Consider the following 17,910-nt stretch of genomic DNA (forward strand, 5'->3'; position numbering starts at 1 on the left):
AACCATCAATAACTAAATTTTGATACATAAGACAATGGTTATATGGATGTACCATGTGACTTAAAAAAACAATAAAAAAACCACATATGAAAACACTACTACTATTTACTTTATGCTTATGTTTTAGCTCTATCTCTCTATCTCAGCCAACCGCTATTCCAGATTCTAACTTTGAACAGGCCTTAATTGATCTAGGATATGATTCTGGGACTATAGATGGCTCAGTACCTACAGCGAATATTAATACTATAACGGATTTATCAATAAATAGTAAAAATATAGCAGATCTCACAGGTATTGAAGATTTCATAGCTTTAGAAATACTTTGGTGCGTTAACAATGATATTTCTAGTTTAGATGTTAGCAACTTAACAGCACTTAGTGTTTTAAATTGTGATAGAAATGATATAACAAGCATAGACCTTTCTAACAATACAGCACTTACGTCATTGAAAATTCTTGCAAATGATTTAACAAGTTTAGACGTTACAAATAATACGTTATTAGAATATTTAAGCTGTAGTGCAAATAATTTAACGAGCTTAAATGTTTCAAATAATACAGCACTTGCTTATTTGGCTCTTCATAATAATGACGTAGCGTCTATAGATATTTCAAATAATTCATTATTGTATTTTTTAGGATGCAGTTTTACGGGAGTAACGGCTTTAGATACCAGTAACAACCTTAATCTTAAAGATTTACAATGTAATGACTCATCACTATCTCACTTAGACATCAGTAACAATAATTTACTAGAAGTAATAAGTTGCAGAAACAATCAACTTACAACTTTAAATATTGATAATAATGTGCTTTTAGAAGAACTTCACTGTGAAGGAAATAATATTATTGACTTAGACCTAAGCAATAATGCCGCAATCTTAGTACTAAATTGTCAAGGTAACCAACTTACGAGCTTAAATCTTAAAAACGGTAACAATACAAGCATTTCAGAGTTTGGTGCTAGTGATAACGCAAACCTATTGTGTATTGAGGTAGAGGATGCCGCTTATTCCACAGCAAATTGGACAGATATCGATTCTCAAACCGGTTTTAGCGAAGATTGCAGTGCACTTTCTACAAACGAGTTTAATTTAAACAGTTCTATTTCTGTATATCCAAACCCTGTAACTACGGAGTTAAACATAACGCTTAAGAATAATCAAGCCATAACGTCTATTGAATTATTTAATATGTTAGGTAAGAAAATAGTAACAACAAAAGCATTAAACTTAGATGTTAGTCCATATCAATCTGGTATTTATATCCTTAAAGTTTCAACTAAAGAAGGTCAAATTTCAAAACGAATTATAATAGAATAAGACCAACATACATTAGTACAACTATTTAATTTTAATGCAAGAAAGTCGCTGTAGAGAGCGGCTTTCTTTTTTTTATTTCTGCCTAGGCAAGAATCTCTTAAAAACCCATTTTACCATTCTCAATTTTTAGTTTCACATTCTTTCATCAAATGTTCTAAGTTTTGTAATTTGCAGGCTATTGGTTTACTTAAGCCAAACCATTATATTCCATTGTCATTTCGAGCGCAGTCGAGAACTTAAAACCTAGTGTTTTAATGGCCTTTCAACAATGTTCTAAGTGACATTAATTTTCAAATTAACGCAATATCATTTTTTGTTTAGGTTAGCTTACACGAAAAATGATGATTTTTTTAGATGATGCGAGAAAGAAAAATTAAACATAGCCATAGTTACGGTTCATTTTTATTTTGAAGCAGAAATGAAAAAAGAGCATTTTGCAAAGCTCACTTAAATAAAATATGATATAAAATGTCAGACCAAAAACGCCTATTTCTTGTCGATGCCTACGCCCTAATTTTCCGTGGCTATTACGCTTTTATAAAAAATCCAAGAATCAATTCTAAAGGAGAAGATACCTCAGCCATTATGGGTTTTATGAATTCACTTTTAGATGTCATTAAACGCGAAAGACCAGATCATTTAGCCGTTTGTTTTGATAAAGGCGGAAGTGCAGACCGTGTAGAAATGTTTGAAGCCTACAAGGCCAACAGAGATGAAACACCTGAAGGCATCAAAACCGCTGTGCCTTATATTATGGAAATTCTTAAAGCCATGCATATTCCAATCATGGTGAAAGAAGGTTTTGAAGCAGATGATGTCATTGGTACCTTAGCTAAAAAAGCCGAAAAAGAAGGTTACAAAACCTTTATGGTGACTCCAGATAAGGATTTTGCACAACTCGTTTCAGAAAACATATTTATGTACCGACCAGTTTTTGGAGGTGGATACGAAACTTGGGGCATTCCAGAAGTACAAAAGAAATTTGAAGTTACCGACCCTTTACAAGTTATTGACTTTTTAGGGATGATGGGAGATGCTTCCGATAATATTCCAGGACTACCTGGTGTGGGTGAAAAAACAGCCAAGAAATTTTTAGCGGCTTATGGCAGCATGGAAAACCTTTTTGCGAATTCACATGAGCTAAAAGGTAAAATGAAAGAAAAGGTGGAAGCCAACCAAGAGTTAGGTTTACTTTCTAAACAATTGGCTACCATTATGCTCGATGTGCCAGTTGATTTTAATGAAAAAGATTTTGAAATGTCTGAACCAGATATTCCTAAAGTCACCGAGATTTTTCAAGAATTAGAATTTAGACGTTTAATTGATAATTTCAATAAAACCTTTTCTGCTGAAGCCATGCAATCTGCCGGAACTTCAACTCCAACAGCAGATACAAAAGAAGCTCCTAAAACGACTCCAACCGAAGAAAAATCAGCAGGATCTGGTCAATTCTCTTTATTTGGAGGTGCAGAACCTTCAACAACCGAAGCCGTATCTGAGTTCACCCGAAAAACTGCCGAAACCACCTCACATTTTTACCAAAGCGTCGCATCTGGTATGGCAACCAAATTGTTTGTTAAAAATTTAATGAGCCAAACGTCCGTGTGTTTTGATACCGAAACTACCGGACTAAATGCACTAACGGCAGAATTGGTAGGTATCGCTTTTTCTTGGGAAGTAGGCAAAGGCTTTTATGTGCCCTTTCCAGAAGATAGAACAGAAGCACAAGAACTCATAGAAACGTTTAGACCGTTTTTCGAAGACGAGAATATCGAGAAGATAGGTCAGAATTTAAAATACGATATCAAAGTATTAGCCAAATACAAGGTTGAAGTAAAAGGCAAATTATTCGATACCATGTTAGCGCATTATTTAATTAATGCAGACATGCGTCACAATATGGATGTCTTAGCTGAAACGTATTTAAACTACACACCTATTTCTATCACAGAACTCATTGGTAAAAAAGGAAAAAATCAATTGTCCATGCGCGATGTGCCGTTAGAAAAACTCACCGAATACGCGGTTGAAGATGCAGATATTACCTTACAACTTAAAGAACATTTCACAACCGAATTAGGCGAAGCCAACACCCAAAAATTATTCGATGAAATTGAAATTCCGCTACTACGTGTTTTAGCAGCTATGGAATTAGAAGGTATTAATCTCGATACCGAATTTTTAAATTCTTTATCCGAAGACCTTAATAACGACATTCTAAATCTTGAACAAGAAATTTATGCCACTGCAGGCGAAGAGTTTAATATAGCCTCACCAAAACAATTAGGTATTGTGCTTTTTGAAAACATGAAACTCGTTGATAAACCTAAAAAAACCAAAACAGGTCAATATGCAACAGGTGAAGATATCTTATCGTATTTAGCCAAAGACCATGAGATTATTCAGAAGATTTTAGATTTTAGAGGACTTTCAAAATTAAAGAGTACTTATGTTGATGCCTTGCCTTTACAAGTAGAACCGTCTACAGGCAGAGTGCATACCGATTATATGCAAACCGTTGCAGCAACTGGTCGTTTAAGCAGTAATAATCCTAATTTACAGAATATTCCGATTCGTACCGAACGTGGTCGCCAAGTTAGAAAGGCATTTATTCCAAGAAACGAAGACTACACCTTACTAGCTGCCGATTATTCGCAAATAGAATTACGAATCATTGCCGCATTAAGTGAAGAAGAAACCATGATTGAAGCCTTTAAAAATGGCGAAGATATTCATGCCTCAACCGCATCCAAAGTATTTGGTGTGCCATTAGCTGAAGTCACCAGAGAACAACGTAGCAATGCCAAAACCGTTAATTTCGGAATCATCTATGGCGTGTCTGCCTTTGGCCTAAGTAACCAAACCGATTTATCGCGAGGCGAAGCCAAAGAACTCATTGACACCTATTACGACACCTATCCAAAATTAAAAGCCTACATGAGTAAGCAAGTCGATTTTGCTAGAGATCATGGCTATGTCTCTACCGTTTTGGGTCGTCGTCGGTATTTAAAAGACATCAACTCACGTAACGCTGTAGTGAGAGGTGCTGCAGAACGAAATGCCGTTAACGCACCCATACAAGGAAGCGCTGCCGATATCATTAAAATAGCGATGATTAATATTTTCAACAAGCTAGAAGCCGGACATTATAAATCGAAGATGCTCTTACAAGTACATGATGAATTGGTCTTTGACATCTACAAACCAGAACTCGAAGAACTCACCACATTAATTAAAACAGAAATGGAAAATGCATTTATTATGGATGTGCCTTTGGATGTTGAGGTGGATACTGGGTTGAATTGGTTGGAGGCGCATTAATATTATTTTGTTAGTATTTTAGCAATCTATAAAAAAGAAAAATTAAGAATGAGTAAAAAGAAATTTACTTTTATTGACTTGTTTGCTGGGTGTGGTGGTTTTAGTGAAGGCTTTTACCAAGAAGGCTTTAAGTCAATCGTTCATGTTGACTTTGACGCCCCAGCTTGCGAAACAGTTAAGGAAAGGATGCGCTATTATAAGTATTCAGAAGAATCAATAATAAATGCTGTTATTTGTGGAGACTTGACCTCTGAAGATGTACATAATCAGATTGATAATGTTATTGGCAATACAGAAATTGATGTATTAGTTGGAGGACCTCCATGTCAATCTTTTTCTTCAGTAGGAAGAGCACAAGACAAAAATTCTATGAGAAACGATCCAAGAAATTATTTGTTTCGTTCTTACTTGGAAATACTAGAAAAACATAAACCTAAAATATTTGTTTTTGAAAATGTTTCTGGTTTACTTTCTGCAAAACCTAACGGAAATTATATTTTCCCTGAAATTATTGAGAGTATGTCAGAATTCTATTCAGTATGTGATGATAGAGAAACTATACTTTTAAATTCAGTCCATTATGGTGTACCACAAATTAGAAAAAGAGTGATTTTAATTGGGGTTAGGAAAGACCTAAATATTAAATCTGAAGATGTTTATAAGGCAATAATAAAAACTCATTTTAGTCCAGAAATGGAAAGTAAAAATGAAGTATTAGGGTTTAAAAAATATTTAACTGTTAAAGATGCTATTTCAGACTTACCAAAATTATATCCAGGTGAAGGAGAAGAAGAAATCTTTCATAAAATAGAAAAAAAGAATAGTTATCTTAAAATAATGAGACCTAATGGCTCTACTAAACTTTTTAATCATGTTGCAAGGAAACATAATGATTTAGATAGAGAGAGATATAAATTATTAAGTAAAAATAATTGGCAATTAAAAGAATTAGCAGAAGTTAGACCTGATTTAATTCATCATGACCCAAAACATTTTGGTAATAGGTATACTGTTCAAACTGCTACTAAACCTGGTAGAACTGTTGTAGCACATTTGTATAAAGATGGAAACTTATTTATTCATCCAGATTATAAACAAGAAAGAACTTTTACGGTAAGAGAAGCAGCTAGAATACAATCTTTTCCAGATGATTTTAAATTTGTTGGTTCTAGAACTAATCAATTTAAACAAGTTGGAAATGCAGTTCCTCCTTTAATGGCTAAACAAATTGCAAAAGCAATTAAACAATTTATATAATGATATTCTTTAACATTCCATCAGTTGGACAATTGAAACCAAGCACGTTGTTTTCAGAAGACGACCATTTTGGGTTTATACAAACTATAATTGGTGAAGAATATAATCGCGCAGCGATTACTACAGAATGTTTAGATTATTATAATAAAACAAATGAACGTTATTGGGATCAGATAATAACAATTATCAATTTTTTAGGAATTAAAAAGTTAGATACAAAAAATAGATTTAGTGAAATAGCTTTACTAGAATTTGTTGCTGAAAAATTTGATAATGATGATGAAAAACCTGCTAAAGTTATTTTTGATTATTTATTAAGCCAATGGCAATTCCCACATCCAATTGTAACCAAAAATAGAACAATAAACAATTTAGGTTTAAATGCAGAAAATATTAGAAAAGATTTTCCGTATACAAAACCGTATCAAATTATACTTGCTCTTTTAAAAGAATTATATAATATTGATTCTACTCAATCTTATTTTTCAAACGAAGAATTCTATTGGTTTGGTTATCATTTTTATAATACAAAAGCTGAAAATTACAACTTAAAATCAATAGGAAAGCTAACTAATGAACTTTTAGATATTCGAGACAATGGTTGGGGTTTATTTCTAGATATTAAAGATAATAGTGGAACAAAAACACATTTATCTTATCCAAAAGGGTTTTTAAAAAACTCATCTATTTTAACTGATGATAATAGTTTTTATAATGAACAACCAGACTTTTTTATTGGTTTAAAACCGATTGGTAATTTAATAAATGTTTTAGACTCATTAATAGATAATTCTGGAGAAGTATTTGAGTTTGATAGAAATGTAAGCGAACGAAATAGTAAATTATGCTATGATTATTCAGAATATCTATATGATATTAATAGAGTAAACAATTGGCTAGAGAACGTAGATTTATATAAAGGACTGAAGAATATTTACTCTAAAGTTCAACCAATTCCTGAAGAGTTCGACGAAGAGTTATTTAGAAAATTAAAAATTGAAAGACAATTAAAAAGGTTAACCTCTTTAGAAAGAGAAACAGTTACAAGACAAAGAACCGAACAGCATATTCTCCGGACTTATCTATTAAAAAATAAAAAATCAGGAATATGTGCAATATGTGATCAAGATTATCCAATTCAATTTTTGGCAGCTGCCCATATAAAAAAGAGAAAAGATTGCTCTGATTATGAGAAGAGAGATTTAAATGTAGTTATGCCAGCATGTCATTTAGGATGCGATAAAATTTATGAAGAAGGATATATTTATATTGATGAAGGATTAATATTTAGTAATTTAGAAAACAAAGAAACAACAGAGCCTCTAAAAAAATACATTACAGATTTGGAAGAAAAGAAATGTAATTATTTTAAAGAAGAAACAGCTCAATACTTTAAACATCATGCCAAACAAAACATATAATTTTATTGACTTATTCTGTGGAGCAGGAGGATTTGCTAAAGGGTTTGAAATGTCCGGTAAATTCAAGTGCATTGGAGGAATAGATAATAAAAAAGCAGCAGTAGAAACTCATAAATTAAATTTTAAAGATTCTATTTCTGTTCATAGTGATATAAGAAATTTTGAACCTGAAGAATTTCATAAGTTAATTGGGAAACAAGAAGTAGATGTGATTATTGGAGGTCCACCTTGTCCAACATTTAGTACAATTGGTCATGCTAAAATACAATCCGTAAATAAAGGTAAAGGTGATTGTATTACTGAAGACCCAAGGAATATTTTATTTATGGATTATTTGAAATATGTTAAATATTTTAATCCAAAAATATTTGTTATGGAAAATGTTCCCCAATTTTTAACTAAATATAAAGGTGAAACATTTAATAAAGTTAAAAAAATCATTGAACGTGATTTACCAGAATACACAATTGTTGAAGAAGTAAAAGTTCTTAATAGTGTTAATTATGGAGTTCCGCAAAATAGAAGAAGAATGATTTTAGTTGGGCACCATAAAGGCTATAAATTCAAATACCCTAAAATAACACATTGGTATGAAGGCTCAAATTTTAACATTAATCCAAATAATGATGATATTGATGTTAATACATTGAAACCTCACGTAAATGTTAAAAGTGCAATTTCTGATTTACCAAATATCACTGATAATTGGAGAATAAATGAATGTGAATATTCTCAACATAAAAGATTAGATTCTTATCAAAAGTTAATGCGTGCAAATACCAATGGAACAGTAGCAAATAATATATGTAGAATGTCTAATGAGAGAGCAAAAAAAGTATTTGCTCATATGAAACAAGGTGACATCTATATGGATTTACCAAAAGAAGTTAGACAAATTTTACCCTTTAGAGAAGATATATTCAAGGATAGATTAAAGAGGTTAGTGCTAAAAAATCCATCTTGGACTATTTTAGCTCATATTGGTATGGATGGTTACATGTATATCCACCCTACAGAGTTACGGACACTCTCAGTTAGAGAGGCTGCAAGAATTCAATCCTTCCCAGACGATTTCGTTTTTGTTGGCAATCAACAAGAAACTTATATGCAAGTTGGAAATGCGGTTCCTCCAATAATGGCAAAAAAAATCGCAGAAAGTGTTTATAGTGGATTAACAAATTCTAACAATTGAGATTATGATTTATATTAGAAATATTTTCAAACAAGATTTGAGGGATGGCAAGCAAATTGCTTTCACAAAAGAACCTTCTAATATTTTTTTCAAATTCAATTATAACACTCCAGATCCTTATAGGCAGATTACTTTTGAATTTAAAGTGCAAAATCCAAAATCTCCTTTTATAAGTAAAAGTGGTATAAAAATTACTACTCGCTTATATGCGAATCCTGACACTGAGTCACGAATTGACGGAGAATTAAAACAATTTCTGAGAAATGACCTCAAAGCTAATATTGACGACATAATAGTTTTTAAATACAAGAAAGAAGATTTTTTTGAGTTTGATTTTATTCCTAAATCTTTTGACACATACAAAAGCTTCAAAGATATATTGAAACACGGTAATCATGAAATTATAATAAATGATATTGCTAAAAAAGCTGATTCGTCGGAAGATTTTATTCCGAATCTCACAAATTTAAAAAAACAATTTATCGAGTGGTTCATCAAAAAAGATGGTATTAGTCATAATTATTTCTCAGGTCAATTTTCATCAAGTAGAGAAAGATTATTAAGTGAGTTAGAAAAAGCTGAAGAAGTTTATCAACAAGAGTTTGACTCTAAGATTTTTGAAATTAATGAAATTAATCTGGAATCCTTTATTAAAGAATTAGAAGATAATTTATCATTAAAAGAAGGCATGTTTTATGAATATAGTGCTGGCAAATCAAATCACAGACCAAGAGCGATAATTGGCAATAAAAATTATATTAAGTTTTTAAATGAGAAGTTAGAAGAAGAAAAAACGTCTAATTCACAGTCTCAAATAGCTAATTCCTATATAGAACAATTTAAATTCGAAATATCAACCTTCCAACAAGCCTGCCAAACAGCAAACCTAAGCTACAATCCAGAGTTAATAACAAGATACATCGCTTCATTAACCACAAAACCATTCGTACTATTAAGTGGTTTATCGGGTTCTGGTAAAACCAAATTAGCCCAAGCTTTTGCACAATGGATTGCAGAAGATAAAACCCAATATTGCATTGTTCCTGTTGGAGCAGATTGGACTAACAGAGAACCTTTGTTAGGTTATGTAAATGCGTTGAATGATGATGAATACATATTACCTGAAAATGGTGCTTTAAAATTACTTATAGAAGCCAATAAAGAAGAAAACAAAAACAAACCTTATTTTCTAATTTTAGATGAAATGAACTTAAGTCATGTAGAGCGTTACTTTGCAGACTTTTTAAGCGTTATGGAATCTAAAGACATCCTTAAACTACACAGTTCAGAAAACAACAAAAATAATGTGCCTTCTCAATTAGATTGGCCAAGCAACTTGTTTATAGTTGGGACCGTTAATATAGATGAAACAACTTATATGTTCAGTCCTAAAGTATTAGATAGAGCCAACGTTATTGAGTTTAGAGTTAACAGAGATGATATAGCCGCATTTTTAAAAGCACCTAACGACATAGATTTTAGCAAGCTTAATAACAAAGGTGCTGCAATGGGAGAAGATTTTATAAGCATCGCTTCTAATAAAGATTTTCTAAAAACGGATACAACTGAGCTAAACAAAAACTTAGTATTGTTTTTTAAAGAATTAAAGAAGACAGGCGCAGAATTCGGTTATCGTTCTGCAACAGAAATACACAGATTATACAATCAGTTAACCACTTTAGATAATACTATGCACGAAGACACAAAAATAGACATTGCCATTATGCAAAAACTATTACCAAAACTGCATGGTTCTAGACGTAAATTATGTCCTATTCTAGAAGTATTAGCATCGTTGTGCGTTGAAGAAAAAACAGATGTTTCAAAAGACTTTTTAAACAATAAAGAAACCATAGTTTTTAAAGGAAATGAAAAGGTTTTATATCCTTTATCCTTAGAAAAAATCACAAGAATGTATAAAGGTGCCTTAGATAATGGTTTTGCAAGTTATGCAGAAGCTTAACAAATGGATAAAGAACAATCCATAGAAATAGATTTATCTTATATAGAAGATGGTTTATACTTATGTATCGATGCTCAACAAAAAGGCGATATAGAGGTGGATACCACAAATTTTTATGCGCATGAACCAACCTATCAACTAAAAGAAGGTTGTTTTTATGATTTTGAATTCTCACACAAAAAAGAAAATATTGCAGAAGACTATCGCCTATTTTGTAGTGACCAAAGCAATATTGTAAAAAACAGAAAAAGAAAAGAATATATTGGAGTTATAGCACCAAACATTTTTGTTGGCACATTAACACTACAGATTTTAAGCACTGAAAATCCTAATAAGAAATGGGATTTACAATTAGAAGTGCAGTCTAAGAAAACAAGCTACAGAGAAGATTATCAGTACATGCTTAATGATATTACATCAAAATGTACTGATTTAATCATTCAAGCCAACTCACCTGTAACTCATTCTTTTGAAACCGACTTCAACACAGACAATAAAACCTTATACCAACGTTTTGCTTTTGTGAGCTCTATAATAAACTCTGAGGATTTTGAAGATGCTATTCAACGTATTGTTACAAGTCCAACTACAAACTGGACAGAAGAAGCAGAACTAACTGATGCAAGAAAAATTAAACGTTTTAAAAATTCAGAATTAAGGTCGCTAATAAATTCTGACAATCGATTAAAACTCAAAAACACACATCCCTTATACAAAAAAGGCATTAAGTCGGTTGCAACCAAAATAGAGTCTTATAGAAAATTTGAAAGTGTTGATACTTCTGAGAACCGTTTTATAAAACATGCTTTAGAAACGTTTTTAAAATTCTGTATGGATATCGCTAACCATCCAAATGCAGGAACCAGACTTAAAGAAGAAGCTGATATTGTTTCGGAAAAATTAGAAACACATTTGCAACATGATTTATTTAAGCAAGTTTCAAGACCAACCACTTTAAAACTAAACAGTCCAACACTTCAAAAAAAAGAAGGATATCGCGAAGTCTTAAAGGTGTGGTTAAAATTTGATTTGGCTGCAAAATTAATATGGAATGGTGGAGACGAAGTGTATAGTGGAGGAAAAAAGGACATTGCTACCTTATACGAGTATTGGCTATTTTTTAAATTATTAGATGTTTTAAAACACATTTTTGAAATCGAACCAAAAGAATTAGAGAAGCTAATTGTTCCATCTAAGGATAAATTAAGTTTACAGCTTAAACAAGGAAAAGTAACTGCGTTAAGAGGTGCATACACTAAAGCAAATAGACATTTAAATATTAGGTTTAATTACAACAGAAGTTTTAATGGTGGAACTCATGACATTTCAAAAACAGGGAGTTGGACAACAACGCTAAGACCAGATTATACCTTATCTATTTGGCCAACGAAGCTGAAAGAAACTGAAGCTGAAGCTACGGAACAAATTGTTCATGTTCATTTTGATGCGAAATACAAGGTTGCCAATATCAATCAAATATTAGGAGAAGAACAAACAGAAAACTCTTTAAACGAGGAGAAAAAACAAAACTTAAAAGGAATTTATAAAAATGCAGATTTATTAAAAATGCACGCTTATAAAGATGCGATTAGGCGTACAAGTGGTGCTTATGTTTTATATCCTGGAGAAACAAATAAACCTATTCGAGGGTTTCACGAAGTTCTTCCTGGTTTAGGAGCTTTTCCAATAAAACCTACAGAGAATACAAATGAAACTATTCATTTAGAAAATTTCATCAAAGACGTTTTAAAACACTTCTTAAACACTGCGTCACAACGTGAAAATATAGCTAACAAGAGTTTTCACATCTACAAAAATGATAATCCTAACGAGATTTCAGAACCAATTCCAGAATATATTGATGGCAAAAAAATTATTCCAGATGAAACGTATGTTTTAGTTGGGTTTTATAACAACCAATCGCAATATGATTGGATTACTAAAAAAGGAATGTATAATTTTAGAATGGGTTCAGGTAATGGTTCTCTAATTTTAGACAAGGGAACTGTTTCTGCTAAGTATTTATTATTACATACGCATGGAGAAAAATCATCTGGTGATTTATGGAAGATTATAAGCAAAGGCCCAAAAGTATATTCAAAAGAAAATTTAATAAAAAAAGGATACAGCAACCCTTCACAAGATTATTATTTAGTTATTGAATTAGAAAAAGTAGATTTATCTGAATTTGGAAATAATAATTGGGATTTCAAAAAACTAAAAAACTACAATTCAGGTAATGCTTCTGCAAAACCTTTTACAACAACTTTAACCGAGTTAATTAATTCAAAAGTGTTTTAATACTAATTCTCTTTCACACCCCTAAAGTCCCCTCAAGGGGACATTTGATAAAGGAAAATAGAATATTCATAGGGTTTATCGATTGGGTAATGGTAAAATAAATTTAATTTTTACACCTATGCTTCTTGGTGAGGATTGTCCCCTTGAGGATTATTGAGATGAAAATATATTTTCATTGAAGATACCGAGCGTAGCTCATGAGGGGTGTTTTCCCAACTTAACCAACCAATTCCCTAACCTTCTCCTCAATAACCAACAACACACTAAACATATTCTTTTTAACCTCCTCATTAGAAAACCTTAAAAAAGTAACATCATAAGCCTCTAATTCACTTTCTCGTTTGGTATCATATATAAAACGATGCTCATGACTATCTCCATCAATTTCAATCACCAACCGAATTTCATGACAATAAAAATCAGCGATATATTCTAGCATTGGAACCTGTCTATGAAACTGAACACCATATGCACGCTGTTTTATATGTTGCCAGAGTAATACTTCTGGTAAGGTGCTATTTTTTCTTAACTGTCTAGCGAGTTCCTTAAGTTCTGGATTGTATGGAATGATTTTGTTTTTCATTTTACAGACTTTCTAACTTCTTTTTCACAACCTTATAAAGTTACACTCGGTATTTCAACTCGCATCAAATGAAGAGTTCACCCGTATCTAAGTCGGGTTAACTTCGGGTCTAATTCGGGTCAACCTCAGATATATAAATAAAGTATCCTGTAGCAGCATTATTTACAAATCAGATTCCAAATAGGTCATATCTAAATTGTGGTAAGACGTTGTATCCCATTTTTTAAGCAGACCAACATAATAATTATAAACACTATGCTGAAAAAACTTCGTTTCTGTTTTGTACCACTTGCCGTCGTCTCCTTGTGTAAAATCTTTTCGCTCGTCTTCATTGAGGTCACTAACATCAACTTCAATTTTAGGGTACTCAAAAGCCTCTATTTCTTTTAGCTCTCCTGTAGGGTAATAATTAATATCTCTTACAAATTCTGGCATTTCTATTTTGCCTAATTGTAATCCAAGAATTTTATTCATTAGGGAGTTACTGTTCTTTACATAACTGGTAAGTCCGCCTTCAAATAATCTTATAAAAGCATTTTTACCTAATTCCTTTGCACTAAATTTTTCCTCTCCAAATAACCAACCCTTAATTTTATCTTTAGTCACTAGTGTTTCTTCTTCATAATTAACAGGCAAATATGGCACTGGATCCTTCGGGTTAACTATAGAGTAGCTTGTGCCTTCATCACTAAATTGAGTGTTATAGTCTGCGGCAAATTCTTTATTACCAGACATAGGTTGTGCGTACACATACGTTTTATAGGTATTCTTTTCTGATAATTCTCCAGCTGGTAAATGTTCTAAATAAGCACGTGTTAACGTCCCTAAGGCGCCACCTTGGCTATGGCCAGTAATTATAATATTATAAATCCCTTTAGAGTTTAAGGCTTTTATTTGGGCTTTTATGGTTTCAGATAATATAACTATGGTTAAACCATAACCAGCATGTACGGCTGCATCGTTAACATTTGAAAATGCATATTCAGAGGGTTTGCCTTCTATAGTAATACGTCCCTTTGCAGGAATCATTGCCGAATAGCAATTTTCTACCCAACTAATCACTTTGTTAGTAGAACCTCTGTAGTTAATGATACCAACTTTACCATTATCGTACACCTGAAACTTATTATCCATGCTTAAAACATCTGACGTATAACTCAAAGTAAAGCCTTCAGGAATAATACCATGAGCAGAATCAAATTGTTTTATAAAATTGAAACTATTACACATGGCAATAGTTTGCTTAGCTTCATTGGTATTAAAACCAGAATCTAACTGTGCAAACGAAAAGATAGTTTGAAATAGAAATAGAATGGATACTAATACTCTCATACAGAAATAACTTTAAAATCGAATAAATTATTGTACTCAAGCAAATTACAAAAACGATTCCAAAATTAGTTTTTAGAATAAAAAATATTTAGACCTCATTAGTTTACTAATTATAAGATGAAAATAAAACCTGTTATGGTGTGTTTACAAATCCAAACCTTTTAAACTCTCTACCCTATTTCTAGCCAAGAAATCATCTATAGTTTCAAAGTGTTCTATAACGCGTTTTTCTTTAAACTCAAACACCTTTTTAGAAAGCCCTTGTAGAAAATCTCTATCGTGAGACACCAAAATTAACGTACCATCAAAATTTTGCAGCGCTTCTTTTAAGACATCTTTAGATTTTAAATCTAAGTGATTGGTAGGCTCATCGAGAATTAATAAGTTAACCGGTTCTAACAAGAGTTTCACCATGGCTAATCTGGTTTTTTCTCCACCAGATAAAACGCTCACTTTCTTTTCAATATCATCTCCTCTAAACATAAAACCACCTAAGATGCTCTTAATCTGTGTTCTTACATCTCCTTTAGCAACATCATCTACGGTTTGAAAAATAGTTAAGTCTTCGTCTAACAAAGCGGCTTGGTTTTGGGCAAAATAACCTACTTTAACATTATGACCCAAAGCACAAGTCCCTTCTACATCAATTTCGCCTAAGATGGCTTTAATCATGGTAGATTTCCCCTCTCCATTTCGTCCTACAAAGCACACTTTCTCACCTCTAGCAATAGACATATTAGCATCTTTAAATACCACATGATCACCATAAGATTTAGAAACATCTTTAACCGTTACCGGATAATCACCAGAACGTTGCGTAGCCGGAAAACGCAATCGTAAAGCCGATGTGTCAATTTCATCAATTTCTATTTTTTCTAGTTTCTCAAGCATACGCTCACGTGACGATACTTGATTGGTTTTAGAATATGTACCTTTAAAACGCTCAATAAACTGCATATTATCTGCAATAAACTTCTGCTGTTCTTGGTAGGCTTTTATTTGGTGTAAACGTCTATCTTCTCGCAATTGCAAGTAATGCGAGTAATTAGCTTTGTAATCGTAAATGCGACCCATAGTGACTTCTATAGTACGATTGGTAATATTGTCTATAAATGCGCGATCGTGCGAAATTACCAATACAGCATTGGCTTTATTAACTAAGAAATCTTCTAACCAAATCACCGATTCTATATCAATGTGGTTGGTTGGCTCATCTAATAAAATTAAATCTGGCTTTTGAAGTAGAATTTTCGCCAGTTCAATTCGCATACGGTAACCTCCCGAAAATTCATTGGTCTGTCTAGTAAAATCTTCTTGTTTAAAACCTAAACCTTTTAAGGCTTTTTCAACCTCAGCATCATAATTTACATCTTCTAAAGCATAGTATTTTTCACCTAAATCTGAGACGCGTTCAATGATTTTCATGTAGGCATCAGATTCGTAATCTGTTCTCGTTTCTAGTTGCTTGTTAAGCTCCTCCATTTCATCACGCATTTCATACACGTGCTTAAAGGCTTTAGACGCTTCATCAAAAACAGTGGTATTATCTTCTGTAAGCAAATGTTGTGGCAAATACGCAATAACAGCATCTTTAGGAAATCTCACATGGCCACGAGTAGCACTTTGAACTCCAGCAATAATTTTCATCATGGTCGATTTTCCCGCACCATTTTTACCCATTAAGGCAATTTTATCATTCTCATTTATAGTGAAAGACACATCACTAAAAAGGGTGTGACCACTAAATTCTACCGCTAAATTATCTACTGAAATCATTTTATGAATTTTGAAGTTGCAAAACTACTAAATGGTAAGTCATTATTTTTAATTGTGAATAAATTTATATAACGTTTTATTTCAGTCAATTCTAATAGCATTTCAGTCAATTTTTGTTCTCGTTATTAATTAATTTTAAGAGAAATTCATCATTTACATTAAATTAAACCATTATGATTATCACAAAAGTATTAGGATTAACAAGTGCATTAACCAAAAGCAAGAAAGCCAAAATTGCTATTTTAGGTTTAGAAATGGCGGTATTAGGTTATGCGCTTTATCAACAAAAACAGGAAAATAAAAATAAGCGTCTTAAATCTTAGTGGTATTAGATTTTGAAGTAATTTTGCAGCTGTATTTTAAGATTATGAGTATCATTTCAAAAGACATATCAAAAGCTATTGCGCTTTTAACGGCTGAAGACATTGTTGCTATTCCAACAGAAACAGTATATGGACTAGCAGGAAATATCTATAGTGAAAAAGCGATAAAGTCGATTTTTGAAACTAAGAAGCGTCCATTTTTTAATCCGCTTATTGTTCATATTCCGTCTATTGATCAACTTACTGATATTGTAGACTATATTCCTGAAAAAGCCCAATTATTAGCAGAAGCCTTTTGGCCAGGACCAATTACGTTGGTTTTAAAAAAGAAAGCGATTATTCCTGATTTAATTACAGGTGGAAAAGATACGGTTGCTGTTCGTGTGCCAAATCATCCCACAACTTTAGAATTATTAAATCAATTAGATTTTCCATTAGCAGCACCAAGTGCCAATCCATTTAGTAGTATTAGTCCAACCACAGCACAACACGTAGAAACCTATTTTAAAGATGATATTAAAATGGTTTTAGATGGTGGTGCATGTACTAGCGGCATTGAATCTACCATTATTGGTTTTGAAGGTGATGAGCCTGTGATTTACAGATTGGGTTCAACCGCTATTGAAGCGATTGAAGCCATTGTTGGTAACATTGAAATTAAAAACACCAAAGAAGTGAGTCCTGATGCTCCAGGAATGTTGGCACGTCATTACGCTCCTAAGACAAAAACGATTTTAACAGATAGTATTTTAGAGGCATTAAAACTTCATAAAAACAAACGTATTGGACTCATAACGTTTCAGTCTGAAATTGATAATCCTAATATTGAGGTTCAAATAGCACTTTCAGCATCTGGTGATTTAGCCGAATCTGCATCAAATTTATATGATGTGCTTCATCAATTAGATAAGATGCATCTCGATATTATTATTGCTGAAGAATTTCCAAATTACGGCTTGGGTAAATCTATAAATGACAGATTGACTAGAGCAACCAAATAAATCGGTTTTAACATCAATTGATTGTATTTATCATCATTTTTAAAAGAAAAAACACTTAAAAAATGGTCTTCCAAATAGTAGGTATTTCGTAAGCTAGATTAATGTAATTCAAAAC

The 17,910-nt window shown here is 32.3% G+C and carries 12 protein-coding genes; 9 read left to right on the forward strand and 3 right to left on the reverse strand.

Annotated elements, in window-relative coordinates; all coding sequences use genetic code 11:
- Nucleotides 1-86 precede the first annotated feature (86 nt).
- The 7 genes from ACJJVO_RS10575 to ACJJVO_RS10605 all read left to right on the forward strand — a co-directional run bounded on the left by ACJJVO_RS10575 (nt 87) and on the right by ACJJVO_RS10605 (nt 12,780).
- Nucleotides 87-1,325, forward strand: a complete 1,239-nt coding sequence (locus ACJJVO_RS10575) for a T9SS type A sorting domain-containing protein (protein WP_405573796.1) — start codon at nt 87-89, stop codon at nt 1,323-1,325.
- 468 nt (nt 1,326-1,793) lie between these two features.
- Complete coding sequence (polA, locus tag ACJJVO_RS10580; RefSeq protein ID WP_405573798.1) at nt 1,794-4,646, forward strand: DNA polymerase I; 2,853 nt, start codon at nt 1,794-1,796, stop codon at nt 4,644-4,646.
- A gap of 48 nt (nt 4,647-4,694) precedes the next feature.
- Complete coding sequence (locus tag ACJJVO_RS10585; RefSeq protein WP_405573801.1) at nt 4,695-5,903, forward strand: DNA cytosine methyltransferase; 1,209 nt, start codon at nt 4,695-4,697, stop codon at nt 5,901-5,903.
- Nucleotides 5,903-7,324, forward strand: a complete 1,422-nt coding sequence (locus tag ACJJVO_RS10590; protein WP_405573803.1) for a hypothetical protein — start codon at nt 5,903-5,905, stop codon at nt 7,322-7,324. The genes ACJJVO_RS10585 and ACJJVO_RS10590 overlap by 1 nt, the downstream gene beginning before the upstream one ends.
- The gene (locus ACJJVO_RS10595) at nt 7,305-8,516 is read left to right on the forward strand and encodes a DNA cytosine methyltransferase (protein ID WP_405573805.1); all 1,212 of its coding nucleotides are present in this window, start codon (nt 7,305-7,307) and stop codon (nt 8,514-8,516) included. The genes ACJJVO_RS10590 and ACJJVO_RS10595 overlap by 20 nt, the downstream gene beginning before the upstream one ends.
- Nucleotides 8,517-8,520: 4 nt before the next feature.
- The gene (locus ACJJVO_RS10600; RefSeq protein ID WP_405573807.1) at nt 8,521-10,479 is read left to right on the forward strand and encodes an McrB family protein; all 1,959 of its coding nucleotides are present in this window, start codon (nt 8,521-8,523) and stop codon (nt 10,477-10,479) included.
- A gap of 3 nt (nt 10,480-10,482) precedes the next feature.
- Complete coding sequence (locus ACJJVO_RS10605; RefSeq protein ID WP_405573809.1) at nt 10,483-12,780, forward strand: DUF2357 domain-containing protein; 2,298 nt, start codon at nt 10,483-10,485, stop codon at nt 12,778-12,780.
- Between the two features lie 217 nt (nt 12,781-12,997).
- Here ACJJVO_RS10605 and ACJJVO_RS10610 read toward each other — a convergent pair whose 3' ends face one another.
- From ACJJVO_RS10610 to ACJJVO_RS10620, 3 genes are all read right to left on the reverse strand, one after another.
- A complete protein-coding gene (locus ACJJVO_RS10610; RefSeq protein WP_405573811.1) occupies nt 12,998-13,363 on the reverse strand; it encodes an endonuclease domain-containing protein in 366 nt (121 codons plus the stop codon).
- A gap of 162 nt (nt 13,364-13,525) precedes the next feature.
- Entirely contained in the window at nt 13,526-14,695 is a 1,170-nt protein-coding gene (locus ACJJVO_RS10615) for a lipase family protein (RefSeq protein ID WP_405573814.1), read from the reverse strand.
- Nucleotides 14,696-14,839: 144 nt separating this feature from the next.
- A complete protein-coding gene (locus ACJJVO_RS10620) occupies nt 14,840-16,471 on the reverse strand; it encodes an ABC-F family ATP-binding cassette domain-containing protein (RefSeq protein ID WP_405573817.1) in 1,632 nt (543 codons plus the stop codon).
- 173 nt (nt 16,472-16,644) lie between these two features.
- Here ACJJVO_RS10620 and ACJJVO_RS10625 point away from each other — a divergent pair, with 173 nt between their 5' ends.
- Nucleotides 16,645-16,794 (forward strand): hypothetical protein, encoded by a 150-nt coding sequence (locus tag ACJJVO_RS10625; RefSeq protein ID WP_170137068.1) that lies wholly within the window; start codon nt 16,645-16,647, stop codon nt 16,792-16,794.
- 44 nt (nt 16,795-16,838) lie between these two features.
- On the forward strand, nt 16,839-17,795 hold the full coding sequence (locus tag ACJJVO_RS10630; protein WP_405573821.1) for an L-threonylcarbamoyladenylate synthase: 957 nt from the start codon (nt 16,839-16,841) through the stop codon (nt 17,793-17,795).
- Nucleotides 17,796-17,910: the final 115 nt, after the last annotated feature.

The organism is Winogradskyella sp. Asnod2-B02-A, assembly GCF_045063645.1.
GTDB lineage: Bacteria > Bacteroidota > Bacteroidia > Flavobacteriales > Flavobacteriaceae > Winogradskyella.

Bases quoted from the DNA above. Each gene is read 5' to 3' on its own strand.
- ACJJVO_RS10575 (WP_405573796.1), top strand. From the start codon at position 87: ATGAAAACACTACTACTATTTACTTTATGCTTATGTTTTAGCTCTATC.
- polA (WP_405573798.1), top strand. From the start codon at position 1,794: ATGTCAGACCAAAAACGCCTATTTCTTGTCGATGCCTACGCCCTAATT.
- ACJJVO_RS10585 (WP_405573801.1), top strand. From the start codon at position 4,695: ATGAGTAAAAAGAAATTTACTTTTATTGACTTGTTTGCTGGGTGTGGT.
- ACJJVO_RS10590 (WP_405573803.1), top strand. From the start codon at position 5,903: ATGATATTCTTTAACATTCCATCAGTTGGACAATTGAAACCAAGCACG.
- ACJJVO_RS10595 (WP_405573805.1), top strand. From the start codon at position 7,305: ATGCCAAACAAAACATATAATTTTATTGACTTATTCTGTGGAGCAGGA.
- ACJJVO_RS10600 (WP_405573807.1), top strand. From the start codon at position 8,521: ATGATTTATATTAGAAATATTTTCAAACAAGATTTGAGGGATGGCAAG.
- ACJJVO_RS10605 (WP_405573809.1), top strand. From the start codon at position 10,483: ATGGATAAAGAACAATCCATAGAAATAGATTTATCTTATATAGAAGAT.
- ACJJVO_RS10610 (WP_405573811.1), bottom strand. From the start codon at position 13,363: ATGAAAAACAAAATCATTCCATACAATCCAGAACTTAAGGAACTCGCT.
- ACJJVO_RS10615 (WP_405573814.1), bottom strand. From the start codon at position 14,695: ATGAGAGTATTAGTATCCATTCTATTTCTATTTCAAACTATCTTTTCG.
- ACJJVO_RS10620 (WP_405573817.1), bottom strand. From the start codon at position 16,471: ATGATTTCAGTAGATAATTTAGCGGTAGAATTTAGTGGTCACACCCTT.
- ACJJVO_RS10625 (WP_170137068.1), top strand. From the start codon at position 16,645: ATGATTATCACAAAAGTATTAGGATTAACAAGTGCATTAACCAAAAGC.
- ACJJVO_RS10630 (WP_405573821.1), top strand. From the start codon at position 16,839: ATGAGTATCATTTCAAAAGACATATCAAAAGCTATTGCGCTTTTAACG.